The following is a 16672-nucleotide window of genomic DNA, read 5'->3' as shown; positions in this document are numbered from 1 at the left end:
TATTTAGCCCTTTGGCCAAGTTTGGAGGGTTAGGAAAAAGCTGGTACTTACTTATGAGGAATGAGGAAAAGTATTAAAAATGAAGTATCAGTACAAAGACAATGGTTTATGTGAGGGTAGAAGAAACGGGTGATTTGATTCGTTAACGATTAATGATTTAGTATCGAATTGCTGATATTTATTAAGATAAAAAAATCCCTCTCAAGTGAGAGGGATTTTTGAGTAGGACGAATGAACTATTCGACTTCTACGCCGTTTTCTTTGTATAGGCGGCGGCATGCGCGACCATCACTGTGGAACAGGTGACAACGATGAGCTGGAATACCGATCTCGATTTTATCGCCAGTGTCGACTGCAAGCGTGTCAGGCTGACGGAAAATAACGTCGGCGTCCGCCCCTTCTAGATTTAGGTATACTTGAGTTTCGTTACCTAGCTTCTCAACAATCATCACTTCACCGTGAATACTTGCATCAGCTTCAGAAGCGGATAATAGGTGCTCAGGGCGAATGCCTAAAGACATTCGGTCGCCGCGGTTAACGGTTGTACCATCCACCGGAATCCAGAAAGATACGCCGTTAGATAGTTGAACTTTGACGCGCTCTGCTTCTACTTCATCAATGAATACGCTCATGAAGTTCATTTTCGGAGAACCGATAAAGCCAGCTACAAAGCGGTTTTGTGGGTAATGGTAAAGCTCAAGCGGCTTACCAACTTGCGATACATAACCGCCGTCTAGTACAACGATTTTATCTGCCATTGTCATCGCTTCTACCTGATCGTGCGTTACGTAGATCATGGTACAACCAAGTTGGCGCTGAAGTTTCGTGATTTGTGCACGCATGTTTACACGCAGTGCCGCATCCAAGTTTGATAGTGGCTCGTCTAGAAGGAATACATTTGGCTGCGATACCAATGTTCGGCCAATCGCCACACGTTGACGCTGTCCACCAGAAAGTGCTTTTGGTTGGCGCTCAAGCAAGTGGCCTAGTTGTAGGATTTCTGCTGCTTGTTCAACACGCTTGTCGATTTCTGCTTTGTCTGCTTTTGCTAGTTTCAAGCCAAATGACATGTTGTCATATAAGTTAAGGTGCGGGTAAAGAGCGTAAGACTGGAATACCATACCAACACCACGTTTGGATGGTTCGACGTCATTCATGCGCTGGTCACCAATATACAAATCACCTGAAGTAATGTCTTCAAGACCGGCAATACAACGTAAAAGGGTAGATTTACCACAACCTGATGGACCTACAAAAACAACAAATTCACCTTCGTTGATTGTTAGGTCTACGTTCTTAGAAATCAGTACGTCGCCATACGCTTTACAAACATTTTTTAACGTGACACTCGCCATGTAGCTCGTCCTCGATCAATTTTTTATTATTCACCGCTCATCATTATATGAATTATCTAGCGAGCAGTAACAGTAGGAATCGGTAAGTTCTTGCGGTTGGTAAGAAAAGTAGGGTAGCACTTCAATAAAATGTCCTGAATAGAAGTGCTACCCATCATAGCCAAGTACGAGTTTCTCTCCCCCACATTATTCGTATTGTCTCCCCCGTGAAATAATTACCACAAACAACACTAATAATGACATTCCACTCGTCTGGCAATGCAAAACCAGCAAATCTTTTTCCTAATACGTAGGCACTGCTGGGAAAGGGTTCTTACCATCCACTCTTGGATGACTGCAGTTTCTAAGATTGTTCGTAGTGCGACATCCTCCTAATAGAAATAATTGTAGGGGGAGTAGAAAGGGAGGAGTAAAAAAGGAGGAGGAAGAAAGCAGTTGGTCGGAAATCACATTATTGCACCACCTAAAGTTGAAACCGATCACAGGAACTATCCATTTTGTGATTTGAGTCTCTTACCCTTGGCGATTTAGATCACGAAAATACGTCATAATTGTAAGGGCGTAGGGATTAGGAGGATGAGACATATTGGATTATTTCAGATGATATATGTCGAAATACGGCTGAACCTCAATGGACTAGCCCTACATCAAAAATATAAAAAGGATACGAACATGAAAAAGTTAAGCGCTGTAGCACTAGGTACTCTTGTTGCTTTGGGTTCTTTTGGTGCTAATGCTGCCATCGAAGAAGGACAACTTACTATCTGGATCAACGGTGATAAAGGCTACAACGGCCTTGCTGAAGTTGGTAAGAAATTTGAAGAAGACACAGGCATTAAAGTGACTGTGGCTCACCCAGATGGCCTTCAAGACAAATTCCCTCAAACTGCAGCGACTGGCGACGGTCCTGATATCGTATTCTGGGCTCACGACCGTTTCGGTGGTTACGCAGAAGCTGGCCTGCTAGCAGAAATTAAACCTTCTAAGAATATTCAAGAAGGTATCGTTGATTTCGCTTGGGATGCAGTACGTTACGACGGCAAATTGATCGGCTATCCAGTTGCGGTTGAGTCTCTATCTCTAATCTACAACAAAGACCTAGTTCCAAACCCACCAAAGTCTTGGGAAGAGGTTGCAGCATTAGATGCAAAACTTAAAAAAGACGGCAAGTCTGCAATCATGTGGAACCTAAAAGAACCGTACTTCACTTGGCCACTAATGGCTGCTGATGGCGGCTACGCGTTTAAATACACTTCTGAAGGTTACGATGTTAAAGACGCAGGTATCGCGAAAGAAGGCGTTAAAGACGCAATGAGCTTCGTAAAAGGCTTAGTTGACAAAGGCGTAATCTCTGCGGATATGGATTACTCAGTGTCTGAGTCTGCGTTCAACCAAGGCAAAACAGCGATGACGATCAACGGTCCATGGTCTTGGGGCAACATTGAGAAGTCTGGCGTTAACTACGGCGTGACTACGCTACCTAAGTTCCAAGGTCAATCTTCTAAGCCATTCGTTGGTGTTCTAACGGCTGGTATCAGCACTGCGTCTCCAAACAAAGATCTAGCAGTTGAGTTCATTGAGAACTACCTACTAACAAACGATGGCCTACGTATGGTTAACAACGATAAGCCTCTAGGTGCGGTAGCACTTAACTCGTTCCAACGTGAGCTAGATTCAGATACTCGTATCGCAGCAACAATGGACAATGCGATGAACGGCGAAATCATGCCAAATATCCCTCAAATGAACGCATTCTGGGGTGCGGCTAAGAACGCAATCATCAACGTAGTTGACGGTCGTCAAACTGTCGATGCAGCTCTTGCAGATGCAGAAAAACAAATGACTAAATAATTAAGTAAGACCTTTTTAAGGAGGAGGCAACTCCTCCTTACTTTTCTATATTTATTCTATATTCGCTAGCAGGTTCCCTATGCAGTCAGTTCAAGGTACAAATGCTATGACAGCACCAGAAGCCAGCCTTCCGAGCAGCAAAAAAGTGTTCATGAAATGGTCACTTTTAGGCACAGTCGGCATCATCAATGGCTACGCAACAATCCTTATGTATTCTCGCGGTGAGATTGCGTTTGCACTACTTACGCTCATTCTTACCGCTTTAGCGTTGTTCATCTTTGGTAGTAAAAAGACGTACGCACACCGTTACATCTACCCTGGTATAGCAGGGATGATCCTTTTCATTCTTTTTCCTTTGGCGTACACCATAGGTTTGGCGTTTACCAACTATAGCGCGAAAAACCAACTCTCTTTTGATCGCGCTCAGAACGTACTTTTGGACCGAACTTACCAAAGTGGTGATAGCTACCCGTTCACTTTGTATAAAACGGAGCAAGGCCATCAACTTGTGGTTGAAAAAGATGGTGAGCTACTTGCAAGCCCGACTTTTCAGCTTGATAACCTTTCAGCATCGGAGTTTGATCTTTCACCAATTGAAGAAGTAACGGGTGAAAAAGAATCAATCAAGGCGATTGTTAAGAACCGCAGTGCGTTGAGCAGTGTCGATTTACATTTGCCAAGTGGTGATGATATCCGCATGAGTGGGCTGCGCAAATTTGCTGCAGTTGTACCTTTGTACACATTACAAGAAGATGGTGAAACGCTTTACAACAACCGGACTGAAGAAACGCTACGTCCAAATATGGAAGTAGGTTACTACCAGCCTGTCGATGAAAACGGTCAATTTGTTGGTAGCACAGTGTCACCAGGTTTCGTGGTGAACATTGGTACCCACAACTTTGAGCGTGTTTGGAAAGATGATGGTATCAAAGAGCCGTTTATCAGTATCTTTATCTGGACCATTGTTTTCTCTGCGCTAACCGTATTATTTACGCTTGTTATTGGTCTTGTCCTTGCCAGTGTGGTTCAGTGGGAAGCACTTAAAGGTCGCTCAGTTTACCGTTTGTTGCTAATCCTGCCTTATGCAGTTCCGGCGTTTATTTCTATCTTGATCTTTAAAGGTTTGTTTAACCAAAGCTTTGGTGAGATCAACATGTTGTTGGAAGGCTTATTCGGCATTAGCCCGGCTTGGTTCTCTGATCCGTTCATGGCGAAAACCATGATCTTAATTGTTAACACTTGGCTTGGTTTCCCTTACATGATGATTTTGTGTATGGGCTTACTAAAAGCGATTCCAGACGATTTATATGAAGCATCAGCAATTGATGGTGCGAACTTTGTCACGAACTTCACACGTATCACACTACCAATGATGTTGAAACCGTTAACACCATTGTTGATCGCGAGTTTTGCATTTAACTTCAACAACTTCGTACTTATCCAGTTGTTGACTGGCGGTGGTCCAAACATGATTGGTACATCAGAGCCTGCGGGTTACACCGACCTGCTAGTAAGTTACACCTACCGAATCGCATTCGAAGGTGCTGGTGGTCAAGACTTCGGTCTAGCAAGTGCAGTAGCAACGCTTATCTTCCTATTGGTTGGCGCATTGGCACTTATCAACCTACGCGTAACTAAAGTAGCTCAGGACTAAGGAGAAATTACAATGGCAATGGTACAAGGTAAGTCATTAAAGTATCGTGTTTGGGCTACTCATATTGCAATGTGGGCATTCTTGGCACTGATTATTTTCCCTTTACTGATGATCATCGCGATTTCATTCCGTGAAGGTAACTTTGCAACGGGTAGCCTTATCCCAGACAACCCAACACTTGATCACTGGAAATTGGCATTAGGTTTCTCGGTGACTAATCCAGACGGTACAGTTACACCGCCACCATTCCCAGTAATGACATGGTTGTGGAACTCGGTAAAAGTGGGTGGTATTTCTGCAATCCTAATCGTGGCGCTATCAACCACATCGGCTTACGCGTTTGCTCGTATGAAGTTCAAAGGCAAGAACACCATTCTTAAAGCGATGATGATCTTCCAGATGTTCCCTGCGGTGTTGGCACTGGTTGCTCTGTACGCGTTGTTCGACAAACTGGGTCAGTACATTCCTTTCCTTGGTCTGAACACGCATGGCGGTCTGATCTTCGCTTACTTAGGTGGTATCGCACTGCACGTTTGGACCATTAAAGGCTACTTCGAAAGTATTGACTCGTCTCTAGAAGAAGCAGCGGCTCTTGATGGTGCTACACCATGGCAAGCATTCCGTTTGGTATTGCTGCCACTGTCTGTGCCAATCCTAGCGGTAGTCTTCATATTGTCGTTCATCATGGTAATTGGTGAAGTTCCTGTAGCGTCACTACTGCTTTCTGATGTAGACTCGTACACACTTGCAGTGGGTATGCAGCAATACCTATATCCACAAAACTACTTGTGGGGTGACTTTGCCGCAGCTGCTGTACTTTCAGCAGTGCCAATCACTGCCGTATTCTTACTTGCGCAGCGCTGGTTGGTTGGTGGTCTAACCGCTGGTGGTGTAAAAGGATAATCTCTTGTGGTCTGAGATTGATAAGAATAACTAGAAAAGGGCGACCACATGGTCGCCCTTATACTTAGCAAGGATATTACAATTTTGGTTTGGCCGCCGATCAGTAATATCTTGGCTTTTATTGGCGTTACGCATAGCTGGCTGTTAGCTTAGTTCCTTACGATTCAATCACTAACAGTTTTTGTAACCATAACCTGAGTTTAGACTCAGGTTTTTTTATGCCTTTTAAAGGCAATTTTGCAATAAGTTGATAGAGGTTAGCGGCTTTGCAATGGATTACACAGGGCTTGAATAATGCCCTGCGTAGCACTTCACATAAATAACTAGAGCTTAGTAAAAAGCTAAATTGAGGTAGGGAAGGAAGAGATTAAAACTCTCGGCTGGAAGGTGCGCATCCAACGTATTGAAGCAGCGTGTACAAACTTTCTTGCTGCAGTGCGACGCGACGAAATAGATTAGCAAAGGTAACGTCACCGCCAAAGCAAGTTTGAATGTAATGATTAATTTCTGTTTCGTTATACCCCTCGACGTACATGGTTCTCACCCACTGGTACTCGACCGCTTTTAAATTGGTCAACGTCTCTTCACTTAAGGTCGTTTCTTTTAGTCTCAAGATCCAAACTCTATCCAACTCTAAAATAATGGATGGATTTAAGCAAAGCTAGGTGAAGGATTTATGACAGAGAAGGGCGAGCGTGAAACAAATGGCGAAACCATGATGTTGCTCCACACTCTGGGTCTAGGTAACGTTGAGGTACTTAATAGCGTTCTTAACGGATGCCAGTTACTTGAGATATTTAACGTGTGCTTCCATTTCTTCCCCAATCTCTTTACGCATGTTCATAAGACGGATAGCGGATTGCTCTAAGGCTTTGTCTTCATCTGACTCTGGAATCCATTTCGGTACATCGGTTGGTTTTCCGTTTTCATCTACAGCAACCATGATAACGATACAGTGAGTGGTGAGTCTGTTTTTCATTTGCTTTGGATCACTAGCTTGCACGTCAATCGCAATGTGCATTGAGCTTCGTCCGGTATAAATGACTTTCGCGCTAACTTCGACTAAGTTGCCGACATGAATCGGAGCAACAAACCGAATGCCGCCAGCATATGCGGTAATGCAATATTTACCACTCCACGCTGCAGAACAGGCGTACGCTGCCAAGTCGATCCATTTCATTACGGCGCCGCCGTGCACTTTTCCGCCAAAATTTACGTCGCTGGGTTCTGCTAAAAAGCGAAGGGTAATGTCTCTTTGACCACTGCTCATCTGTCTTTCCTTGATGGGTTATTGTTTTCCCAATTTAGCAGCAAGATGAATTTTCGGGAATAGCGAATGAAACAAAATATTAACTTTTATTCGAACGCTGGAAGTGACAAGCCACAGCGTAGTTCTGTGGCTTGAGGTGTAGATGTTAATTGGCGGTAGAGGCAATCTCAGAATTGGACAATAGTTTTCTCTGTCTTACTTTTATTTGCGACAGGATAACGCCAGAGATGACTAACAACCCACCAATAATATGGTAAGCGTAAATTTTCTCACCAATTAGTGTTGAAGCAAGTATGACGGAAACCACAGGCATTAGGTTCATGAACATAGCACTTGAATCAGCACCAATTGAATCAATCGCTTTTACCCACATCAGCGGCGCGAAAATGGAAGCAGCAATACCAGCATAAGCGATTAATGGTAGCGCGTCTTGGCTTGGTAACAGTTGTTCACTAGAGAGCCAAAGTGGTGTGAGCATCAAAACAGAAAAGAAGCCCTGCATGTAAACCAGAGTCAAACTACTGAATGGCATTTTCCAGCGTTTTAACAGAACACAATAAGCCGCGTATACCATGGCAGCAACGAGCATTAAGCTGTCACCTTGCGTTAAGTCTTGATGTAAAAAGTAAGTGATATCACCGTGACCAAGCATAAATGCCAAGCCGCCGAGCGAAATGACACCACCGACGATACTTAACATTGATATAGATTTACCGAGCAATGGGACACTTAAAAACACACTGATCAAAGGAACTAAAGAGGTGATCAGGGCCATATTAGAGGCCGTTGTTGTTAAACCGGCATAGTATCCAAGTGACTGGTTGAGAACCATACCAAGTAACGCAAGAAACGCCAACTTAGCTAAGTAAGGTCGAATAATGTGTCGTTGTTTGATGATTGCAGGCAGGCAAAATGGCGTTAGGAGTACCATTGCGACAAACCAACGGTAGAAACTCATCGCACTTGGTTCAATGGCGCTCGCAGCCATCTTGTTCACAATTGAGTTACCACCCCAAATCATAACGGTGAAAAACGGAAGTAAATAAATCATGAGAACCCTATAGCACAATTATTGATGGCGCTAGTCTGGCAGGTCTTTATAATAAAAAGTATCTCTTAAAAGACATCGTAAGCGATAGGAAGACAATTTTGAAAAAGAGCGCCAGAAATCTTCACCCCTCCTTATCAATCGATCGTGCGCCATCAGATGTGTTTATGAATTTCGAAGCGTTTCTCTCTAATACAGAAACACGAATTCATAGCCACCCTTGGGGGCAAGTGCAACTGATCAGCGGTGGGATTCTGGAGATGGATGCAGAAGACACAAGATTTCTAGCACCTCCACATCTTGCTATTTGGGTTCCCGCCGGAATTCGTCACACTAGCTACAACCGTAAGCCAATCGAATATTGTTCTTTGAACATTGCCCCTGAATTGACAGCGCATTTTCCTACCAAAACGAGCTTGATCAAAGTGACTCCAATCGTGTCATCTATTATTGAGGACTTTCGTCAGCGAGACATTAACGTGGCGCAAACTGATGAAGACAAGCGCTTGGTACAAGTGTTATTGGACCAGCTTGCAAAGCAAGAAGTGGAACATCACTTTTTACCGACTACCGACAATAAGTATCTTGAACCGATTTTAAAAGCAGTAGAAGAATCGCCGACGGATGAGATCAGTTTGGCGGAGTGGGCGGCAAAAGTGCATACTACAGAACGCACGTTAGCGAGACATTGCCAGAGTGAGTTGGGCATGAGCTTTACTGAGTGGCGCTTACGTGTGCGATATTTACATTCTATGGAGTTGCTGCGTAAAGGGCAGACTGTGAAAGAAGTCGCTTTGACGTTAGGTTATAACCAAGCTAGCCCTTTTATCGCGATGTTCAAGAAATACTCCGGCATGACACCGGAGCAATACAAGAATCGATTGTTATAGCTGAGCTATTATGTAATTCAAACCACCAACTACGGCTGCAACCTGTGCATCGTTACATTCTTCGTCGGTCACTGTTGGGCTGTCTGGGTACACTTCCGTTGTCGTGCCGTAAACGCAATTTGTTACGCCGCCACACAGGCCCAGTTTTACCATTGGGTAGTTGATAACGCCAAACTGTACGACGGGTGAACCAATGATTTCGCCGTTTTCATCTGCTGGTGCAATGTGAGTCACTTTTGCAACTGACTCAATGACCGCTTTTTGGAAGTCAGGCTGAGGGTTTTCACTATCTCCCACCGTGTAAAAGCCATCTGGGATCATACCTTCAATGTACTCAATACCATCACGAGCAGCTAAGGCTGGACGGAACTCAGTTTCGTCAGAATCTGTCGTTTCATGTAGATCAATGTGCATTAACACATCGCCTAAAGTTGCAACTAGCTTTATGAGGTTAGCGGACTCTTCGGCAGGGCTATCCTTATAGAAAGAGCGGTTTGGATCAATCGCGTTTGGATTCCAGCGGTTGATCACCTCGTAACCCCAAGGGCTTACGCAGGGTGCAACGACAATATTGAAATGCTCTGCATAGCGCTCTGCTTCTGTTTCTACAAACTTTAATGCGCCATGTACACCGCTGGTTTCGTAACCGTGCACGCCGCCTGTGACCAACACAACAGGTTTAGTTGAATCCCAATTGTGTGTTTTGATACAAAACAGAGGGAAGCGTGCCTCGTTGTATGAGAGCGCACCATATTGTTCAACATCAAAACGCTCGCGTAGGGCATCGATTTTACTGACGACTTCATCTTGGTAGCTACGTTTTACTTCTTGCGTTGCTAACCAAGCTTTACGTTCTTCTTCGTTCCAAGGTTGGCCAGGAGTACCGATCGGGTAAATGTATCCACTTTTCATCTATACTTTTTCTTTTGACTGCTGAAAGGTATCACAAGACTAGACCTGTCTTATCTTTACGGCAATATAAAACACCATTTGGGGTGGTATTCTTTGCAAAATCATCACTTTGATGAGTGATTCATTGGTGTTACATTTTGTTACTTACTCAATTTCATATAAGAGACAAAAAATGGCTGGAGCAAGTTTACTCACACTGTTGGACGATATTGCCACGGTGCTTGATGATGTCGCCTTAATGTCAAAAATGGCGGCAAAGAAAACCGCAGGTGTGTTGGGAGATGATCTAGCGTTAAACGCTCAACAAGTGTCTGGTGTTGCATCTGAGCGAGAGATTCCAGTGGTTTGGGCGGTTGCAAAAGGCTCATTCAAAAATAAATTGATTTTAGTTCCTTCAGCTTTACTTATTAGCGCGATTATTCCATGGCTTATCATGCCATTATTGCTAATTGGCGGCTTATTTCTCTGCTTTGAAGGGGCAGAGAAAGTACTTGAGAAAGTGTTTCCTCACTCGCATCCGCACGAAGAAGAAGATGAGCTAGTTAATACTGGCGAGTCGATAGAAGAGTATGAAAAGCGTAAAGTTTCTGGTGCGATTCGGACAGACTTTATCCTTTCAGCAGAAATCATCGTGATTGCGTTAGGTACCGTGACAGGAGCCAGTCTTGTTACGCAAATTTTAGTTGTCAGTTTAATTGCAGTGATTATGACGGTTGGAGTTTATGGACTAGTCGCTGGGATTGTGAAGCTAGATGATTTAGGCCTTTACCTTGAAAGTCGCTCAAACGGTAAAGGTTGGGTGGCGAAAGTCGGAGGGGCCTTGGTCGCTTTTGCACCAAAGTTGATGAAGTTGTTAACCATTGTAGGAACTGCTGCGATGTTTTTGGTGGGTGGGGGAATTGTGGTGCACAACGTGCCAGCCATTCATCACTTTGTAGAGCCGATTATTATGAACTTTAGTGGTTATTCGGTTGCTACAGCCATTTTGCCTATTTTATTGAACGGTATTATCGGCTTTGTGGCGGGGTTGGTTGTGGTTGCGGTATGGACGATGGTTGAAAAGCTTCGTGGTCAATAATCACATCTAAAACATGAGACGATAATAACAAGGGTCATGACTTCTTTTTACAAAAAGCATGACCCTGTTTTATAGGGGAAATGTCAGTAAAGTACTTACTTCACTTTCCACTCGATCTGTTCATTTGCTCGAATAGGCACAACGATATCATTGCCAAATGACATCGTTTCTGGCACATCCCAAGCGGATTTTTCTAACGTTACCGTATCTGTGTTACGTGCAATGCCGTAAAAATCAGGACCGTTGAAGCTTGCGAAAGCTTCCAAGTTTTCCAACTTGCCTTCTTTTTCGAAGACTTCTGCATAAAGCTCTAGCGCTGCGTGTGCAGTGTAAGAACCAGCACAACCGCAAGCCGATTCTTTTGCCCCTTTCGCATGTGGCGCTGAGTCTGTACCTAGGAAAAACTTCTTGCTACCACTAGTTGCTGCTTCGATCAGCGCTTGCTGGTGGGTTCCGCGCTTAAGAATTGGCAAACAGTAGAAATGAGGTTTAATACCACCCACAAGCATGTGGTTACGGTTGAAAAGAAGGTGGTGGGCAGTGATGGTAGCCGCTACGTTGTCTGAGGCGTTGCTAACGAAGTTTGCTGCGTCGGCGGTGGTGATATGTTCTAGAACGATTTTAAGATTAGGGAAGTCATTGACGATAGGAGCGAGGACAGTATCAAGGAATTCTTTCTCTCGGTCGAATATATCAACATCGTGATGTGTTACCTCCCCATGAACTAGAAGTAACATTCCGACTTCTTCCATTGCTTCTAAAACGTGATAAATGTTTTTCGCATTGGTCACACCGGAATCTGAGTTTGTTGTGGCGCCAGCAGGATAGAGCTTGGCAGCAACAATGTGTCCGGTTGCTTTAGCCTTACGTATTTCGTCTGGTGTCGTGTTATCTGTAAGGTAAAGCGCCATTAAAGGCTCAAACTGTTCGCCATGTTGCTCTTTGAGAATTCGGTCACGGTAGGCTAGGGCGAGCTCAGTTGTAGTAACAGGTGGGACGGTATTTGGCATAATCAGCGCACGGCCATTGTAGCGGCTGATGTCGCGAACGGTGTCTTTAAGAACTTCCCCATCGCGTAAGTGAACGTGCCAGTCGTCAGGACGAGTGATAGTCAGTGTTGTCATTAATTGCTCCCACCATTGAAAAGTTGTCTGATTGGAGCCTAAGCGCCGTATTTGCTTTTGAGCAAACGCTTGCGCTTAGGCGACAGGATGATAGAGGAATTGCCCTCATATTTCATCCCATTTTTCAATTTTATAAAGAGTGAGAGTGTAAGTGGTTACTTCATTGTTAACCAAAGCGCGTGGATCGTACCTGGTAGAAAGAAGAAACACGTCAATATTAGATTAATCAAAAAGTCTTTATTTAGACCTTTCTCCATAAACACCGCGACAGGCGGAAGAAAGATACATAACAAAATCAGAACCAGTTTTCTTGTATCCATAATTAAGCTCCAAATCGATAAATGGGAGTAGTGATAACTTGGGTGAATTATGTGTGTCGTATCACACTTTATCAAACGGTATTTGGTCAGAACGGTGTTAAAAAACGCGAATATTGAGTGTAGTAAATACTTGTCACTAAAACCAAATTTATAAGAATATGGTTTCGAGAAAGTTGCGATGGATGAAGAGGCAGTAGACTCTGCAACTTAATGTGATTTGAGTATACAATACCGCAACAAATAAAAAACACCCGTAGGAAGAAGGCCATGTCGCAACCCGTTTTATCCCAAATTAATGTTTTTCCGGTTAAGTCAGTTGGCGGATTATCGCTGTCATCCGTATGGGTTGAGAAGCAAGGATTGAGCTTCGATCGTCGCTTTATGATTGCGAAAGCTGATGGCTCGATGATCACTGCGCGAAAGTATCCGCAAATGGTAACCATTAAGTCAGCCTTATTGTCCGATGGAGTGGTGTTTAGTAGTTTGGGTATGGAGCCACTTAAAATCCGTTACCAAGATTTCAAAATGCAGGAGACACCTGCAACGGTTTGGAAAGATACGTTTACTGCCTATACCACGACAGATGATGCAGATGACTGGTTTAGTCGTGTGTTGGGGCAGCGCGTTGAGTTGTTGTTTAGTGGTGAGCAATCGAATCGTGTCCGCGAAAAGCTAGGTCAAAACGTTAGCTTTGCCGATGGTTATCCGGTGTTAGTGATTAGCCAGGCTTCCCTTGATGAACTGAACCGAAGAAGCTCTGAGCAACACTCTATGGATCAGTTCCGTACTAACTTAGTGGTCTCTGATACCAAGCCGTTTGAAGAAGATTCATGGAAGCGCATACGAATCGGTGAGGTAGAGTTTGAGTCTCTCAAACCTTGCGAGCGCTGTATCCTGACTACGGTGAATACCCAAAGAGGCACATTCCGTGAGAGCAAAGAGCCGCTCAAAACCTTGCAACAGTTCCGTGCAAACGATGTCGGTGGTGTGTTCTTTGGCCAGAATCTTGTCGCGCGAAATGAAGGCATTATTCGTCAAGGCGATAAAGTTGAAGTATTGGAGTACAAAGAGCCGGAGTTTTACGCAGATAACTCGCCAGTGCGCATGAAGCTTACATGTGTTGAGCGTGAAGAAATTGCCCAAGACTTTGTGACCTTATGGTTAGAGCCAAACAAAGGTTCGTTGCCTAATTACTTGCCAGGACAACACCTGCCAATAGAGGTGAATATTGATGGTAAGAAAGTGGGTCGACGCTATACCTTATCATCCAGTCCTTCTCGCCCGGGTCGTTATGCTATTTCTGTAAAGCGTATCGCGGGTGGAAGAGTCTCTAACTCACTCTTAGACAACTTACAAGTCGGTGATGTTTTAGAGGCAGAGCAACCTGACGGTCAGTTCCACCTTAAAACGCATGAAGCGCAGCCTCTGCTGTTACTCTCTGCGGGTAGCGGAGTAACACCAATGTTATCAATGGTGCGTTACTTAGCGGATCACAATCAGTTGGATAATGTGGTTTTCTACCATCAATGTCGCACCGAGAATGATATTCCTTGTCGCTCAGAGTTGGAGCAGTTAAAGCTTGAGCACCCAGGGCTAGAAGTAAAAGTCTGTTTAACGCAACCTGCTGTTGATTGGTTTGGTTTGAAAGGGCGTTTAAGTTTGTCACACATTAAGCAAATCAAAGATGTTGAACAGCGGCAGGTGTTTGTGTGTGGTCCTGATGGTTTTATGGAGAAAGCGAAAAATCTCCTGCTAAGAAAAGGGCTGCCAGAGGAAAACTACCATCAAGAAGCGTTTGGAGTTTCTTCTCTTACGTCAAAGCCAGAGAAAAGTCTCGCTATTGACTTTAATGGAGCTAAAGTCGTAGGCAACAACCAAAAAACGTTGTTAGATCAGCTCGAAGATGCTGGGAAGGTCATCAGCAATAGCTGTCGTGCTGGCTTATGCGGCGCGTGTAAGGTTCAGCTTACGTCGGGTCAAGTACATCATCCGGACGTGCCTGCGTTGACAGATGAGGAACGTGCAATGGGAACCGTATTGGCGTGTTGTGCTGTGCCAGAGACGGACGTAACAGTAACCAACTAGGCGAGAGCCCCTTTGTCCTTCGACAAAAACTGTTCCTAGACAAAAAAACGCTGCTATTTTTAGCAGCGTTTTGAGTTTTAAAGAGAGCTGAAAATATCGCTTAGTCGTAAATCGTCGGGATTGGCTGGCGTTTGTGCTGCGTTGCTTTGTAAATCGCTACCAGACGGTCACTCACTTGCTGTGGAACAGGTTTGCCCTCTAAGAAGTCGTCGATTTGCTCGTAAGTTAGGCTTAGGGCATCTTCATCTGCTTTTTGTGGAGCAAGCTCTTCTAAGTCTGCTGTTGGCACTTTCTTCACTAGTTGCTCAGGTGCACCCAATGTAGCAGCTACTTCACGAACTTGGCGCTTACTTAATCCGAACAATGGTGCCATGTCACAAGCGCCATCACCAAATTTAGTGTAGAAACCAGTGATGTTTTCTGCTGAGTGATCAGTACCAAGAACAAGGCCGCCTACGTAGCCCGCGATCTCGTATTGAGCAACCATGCGAGCACGCGCTTTTACATTGCCTTTTACGAAGTCGACTTTTGCTGCATCAGTTGGTAGAAGATCTGTGCCTTCTAATGCAACGTGAGAAGCCGAATGAAGCCCGTCAACACCTGCTTTGATGTTCACCGATACAGAATGGGTTGGCTGGATAAAAGACAGAGCGAGCTGAGCCTCATCTTCATCTTTTTGCTCCCCATAAGGCAGGCGAACTGCGATAAATTGGTAGCTATTGTTGCCCGCTTCTTCGTTTAGTTGGTCTACAGCCAACTGAGCTAAACGACCACATGTCGTTGAGTCAACGCCACCGCTGATGCCAAGAACAAGAGACTTACAGCCCGCTTCTTGCAATTTACGCTTAATAAAAGCGACACGGCGTTCAATTTCAAAATGCGGATCAATTGAAGGGAGTACGCGCATTTCGTCACGGATGGATTGTTCCATTTAGGGTTCCTTTTCCTGCAAATATTTCAGACTCTAAAGCACATTTGCTCAAATGGTGATAAACCATACAGTTGAGGCTCATTAAACGCGACTTTAGGGTCAAAAGCTGTAAAGATTAGTAGTATCATACCGAAATCATCAGATTAGAAAACTCTCTTCAACCAGGTAATCACCGGATATGAAAAAAATCGCCATTTTTGGTAGTGCATTTAACCCACCTAGTTTAGGGCATAAAAGTGTTATTGAGTCTTTGAGCCACTTTGATCTTGTGCTACTTGAGCCGAGCATTGCACACGCTTGGGGCAAGAACATGCTTGATTACCCAACTCGGTGCAAAATGGTTGACGCGTTCATCAAGGATATGGGGCTTTCTAATGTTCAGCGTTCTGATGCGGAGCAAGCTTTATACCAACCTGGACAAAGTGTGACGACCTATGCGTTGTTAGAAAAAACTCAAGAAATCTACCCAACTGCCGATATAACTTTTGTCATTGGTCCTGATAATTTCTTCAAATTTGCTAAATTTAGTAGAGCTGAAGAGATTACGGAACGTTGGACTGTTATGGCATGTCCTGAAAAAGTAAAAGTCAGAAGCACGGATATTCGCAAAGCATTGGCCGAGGGTGAAGAGGTCGGTGCCTATACAACACCTTCCGTACGTGATTTATTACTTAGTAAAGGCTTATACAGAGAAACATTGTCTGGGAACTGAGAGGTCAGATTTTCATGGTCAGAGTCGTTTTATTTAGTGCATGTGCGCTGCTTGTGGTGACACAAGCTCATTCCGCGTGTAACTATTTTTCTGATCGTTCCGTGGTGTTTGAAGATAACACTCTTCCTATCTGTGAAGAAATTTTAGATTCCATCGGCGTGTTAAGTACTGAAGCATTGATTTGGTATGCAGCGGAAGCGAAGCTTGAAGGACCAACAGAAAACTATTGGGAGGAGTGGGCGATTAAGCCGGAAGACACCCCACTTCTAACTCAAAACTTAGAAAAGAATTACTTTGGTCTTGGTTTTTGGATGCCGGAAGAGCTTCGAGACGAAGAGAGTAAAATGGATACAGAAGAGTGGCTTCGTAGTCACGGGTTGATGTTCAGCGTTGGTTTTGGGGATAAATCCGACGGACAGCCAAGAATGCGGTTTGATTATCGTTGGCACGAATATTATGACGCTGACTGGATGATGCAGATAGAAGTACCTTTCTAGACATCTCAAGCAAATGAAAAAAGGGCGTACATTATCAATGTA

The 16672-nt window shown here is 44.2% G+C and carries 16 protein-coding genes; 8 read left to right on the top strand and 8 right to left on the bottom strand.

Annotation, left to right across the window (positions count from 1 at the left end):
• Positions 1–236 precede the first annotated feature (236 nt).
• Positions 237–1355, bottom strand: coding sequence for a maltose/maltodextrin ABC transporter ATP-binding protein MalK (gene malK, locus NL626_RS07755; RefSeq protein ID WP_005375271.1), 1119 nt, complete (start codon positions 1353–1355; stop codon positions 237–239).
• A gap of 672 nt (positions 1356–2027) precedes the next feature.
• On the opposite strand from malK, the gene malE reads away from it, so the two are divergent.
• The 3 genes from malE to malG all read left to right on the top strand — a co-directional run bounded on the left by malE (position 2028) and on the right by malG (position 5763).
• Positions 2028–3206, top strand: a complete 1179-nt coding sequence (malE, locus tag NL626_RS07750) for a maltose/maltodextrin ABC transporter substrate-binding protein MalE (protein ID WP_005375272.1) — start codon at positions 2028–2030, stop codon at positions 3204–3206.
• A gap of 79 nt (positions 3207–3285) precedes the next feature.
• Complete coding sequence (gene malF / locus NL626_RS07745; RefSeq protein WP_005375273.1) at positions 3286–4860, top strand: maltose ABC transporter permease MalF; 1575 nt, start codon at positions 3286–3288, stop codon at positions 4858–4860.
• A 12-nt stretch (positions 4861–4872) separates the two neighbouring features.
• Entirely contained in the window at positions 4873–5763 is an 891-nt protein-coding gene (malG, locus tag NL626_RS07740) for a maltose ABC transporter permease MalG (RefSeq protein WP_005375275.1), read from the top strand.
• A gap of 367 nt (positions 5764–6130) precedes the next feature.
• Here malG and NL626_RS07735 read toward each other — a convergent pair whose 3' ends face one another.
• The 3 genes from NL626_RS07735 to NL626_RS07725 form a co-directional block, all read right to left on the bottom strand.
• The gene (locus NL626_RS07735) at positions 6131–6376 is read right to left on the bottom strand and encodes a hypothetical protein (RefSeq protein WP_005375277.1); all 246 of its coding nucleotides are present in this window, start codon (positions 6374–6376) and stop codon (positions 6131–6133) included.
• A gap of 171 nt (positions 6377–6547) precedes the next feature.
• Entirely contained in the window at positions 6548–7033 is a 486-nt protein-coding gene (locus NL626_RS07730; protein ID WP_005375279.1) for an acyl-CoA thioesterase, read from the bottom strand.
• A 145-nt stretch (positions 7034–7178) separates the two neighbouring features.
• Complete coding sequence (locus NL626_RS07725) at positions 7179–8084, bottom strand: DMT family transporter (protein ID WP_047101784.1); 906 nt, start codon at positions 8082–8084, stop codon at positions 7179–7181.
• Between the two features lie 98 nt (positions 8085–8182).
• On the opposite strand from NL626_RS07725, the gene NL626_RS07720 reads away from it, so the two are divergent.
• A complete protein-coding gene (locus NL626_RS07720; protein ID WP_005385013.1) occupies positions 8183–8971 on the top strand; it encodes a helix-turn-helix domain-containing protein in 789 nt (262 codons plus the stop codon).
• Here the strand turns inward: NL626_RS07720 and NL626_RS07715 are convergent.
• On the bottom strand, positions 8966–9883 hold the full coding sequence (locus tag NL626_RS07715; protein ID WP_213897554.1) for a M14 family metallocarboxypeptidase: 918 nt from the start codon (positions 9881–9883) through the stop codon (positions 8966–8968). The two genes, NL626_RS07720 and NL626_RS07715, sit on opposite strands and share 6 nt — an antisense overlap.
• A gap of 172 nt (positions 9884–10055) precedes the next feature.
• On the opposite strand from NL626_RS07715, the gene NL626_RS07710 reads away from it, so the two are divergent.
• Positions 10056–10961 (top strand): DUF808 domain-containing protein, encoded by a 906-nt coding sequence (locus tag NL626_RS07710; protein ID WP_253657188.1) that lies wholly within the window; start codon positions 10056–10058, stop codon positions 10959–10961.
• Between the two features lie 95 nt (positions 10962–11056).
• Here the strand turns inward: NL626_RS07710 and pyrC are convergent, their stop codons facing one another.
• Positions 11057–12085: a dihydroorotase gene (pyrC, locus tag NL626_RS07705; protein ID WP_253657187.1), complete on the bottom strand. Its 1029-nt coding sequence runs from the start codon at positions 12083–12085 to the stop codon at positions 11057–11059.
• A gap of 155 nt (positions 12086–12240) precedes the next feature.
• Positions 12241–12405 (bottom strand): YqaE/Pmp3 family membrane protein, encoded by a 165-nt coding sequence (locus NL626_RS07700; protein WP_005375297.1) that lies wholly within the window; start codon positions 12403–12405, stop codon positions 12241–12243.
• Between the two features lie 267 nt (positions 12406–12672).
• Here NL626_RS07700 and NL626_RS07695 point away from each other — a divergent pair, with 267 nt between their 5' ends.
• Positions 12673–14490: a hybrid-cluster NAD(P)-dependent oxidoreductase gene (locus tag NL626_RS07695; RefSeq protein ID WP_253657186.1), complete on the top strand. Its 1818-nt coding sequence runs from the start codon at positions 12673–12675 to the stop codon at positions 14488–14490.
• A 100-nt stretch (positions 14491–14590) separates the two neighbouring features.
• Here the strand turns inward: NL626_RS07695 and nadE are convergent, their stop codons facing one another.
• On the bottom strand, positions 14591–15421 hold the full coding sequence (gene nadE / locus NL626_RS07690; RefSeq protein ID WP_005375299.1) for an ammonia-dependent NAD(+) synthetase: 831 nt from the start codon (positions 15419–15421) through the stop codon (positions 14591–14593).
• Between the two features lie 178 nt (positions 15422–15599).
• On the opposite strand from nadE, the gene NL626_RS07685 reads away from it, so the two are divergent.
• Both NL626_RS07685 and NL626_RS07680 read left to right on the top strand, forming a co-directional pair.
• Complete coding sequence (locus NL626_RS07685) at positions 15600–16133, top strand: nicotinate-nicotinamide nucleotide adenylyltransferase (protein ID WP_213870348.1); 534 nt, start codon at positions 15600–15602, stop codon at positions 16131–16133.
• A gap of 14 nt (positions 16134–16147) precedes the next feature.
• On the top strand, positions 16148–16630 hold the full coding sequence (locus tag NL626_RS07680; protein WP_017635276.1) for a hypothetical protein: 483 nt from the start codon (positions 16148–16150) through the stop codon (positions 16628–16630).
• Positions 16631–16672 lie beyond the last annotated feature (42 nt).

It is taken from the genome of Vibrio sp. Y58_MX_L22 (assembly GCF_024181865.1).
Lineage (GTDB): Bacteria > Pseudomonadota > Gammaproteobacteria > Enterobacterales > Vibrionaceae > Vibrio > Vibrio alginolyticus.
Note: the sequence above shows the minus strand (reverse complement) of the source record. Positions and strands in the feature narration are given on the sequence as shown.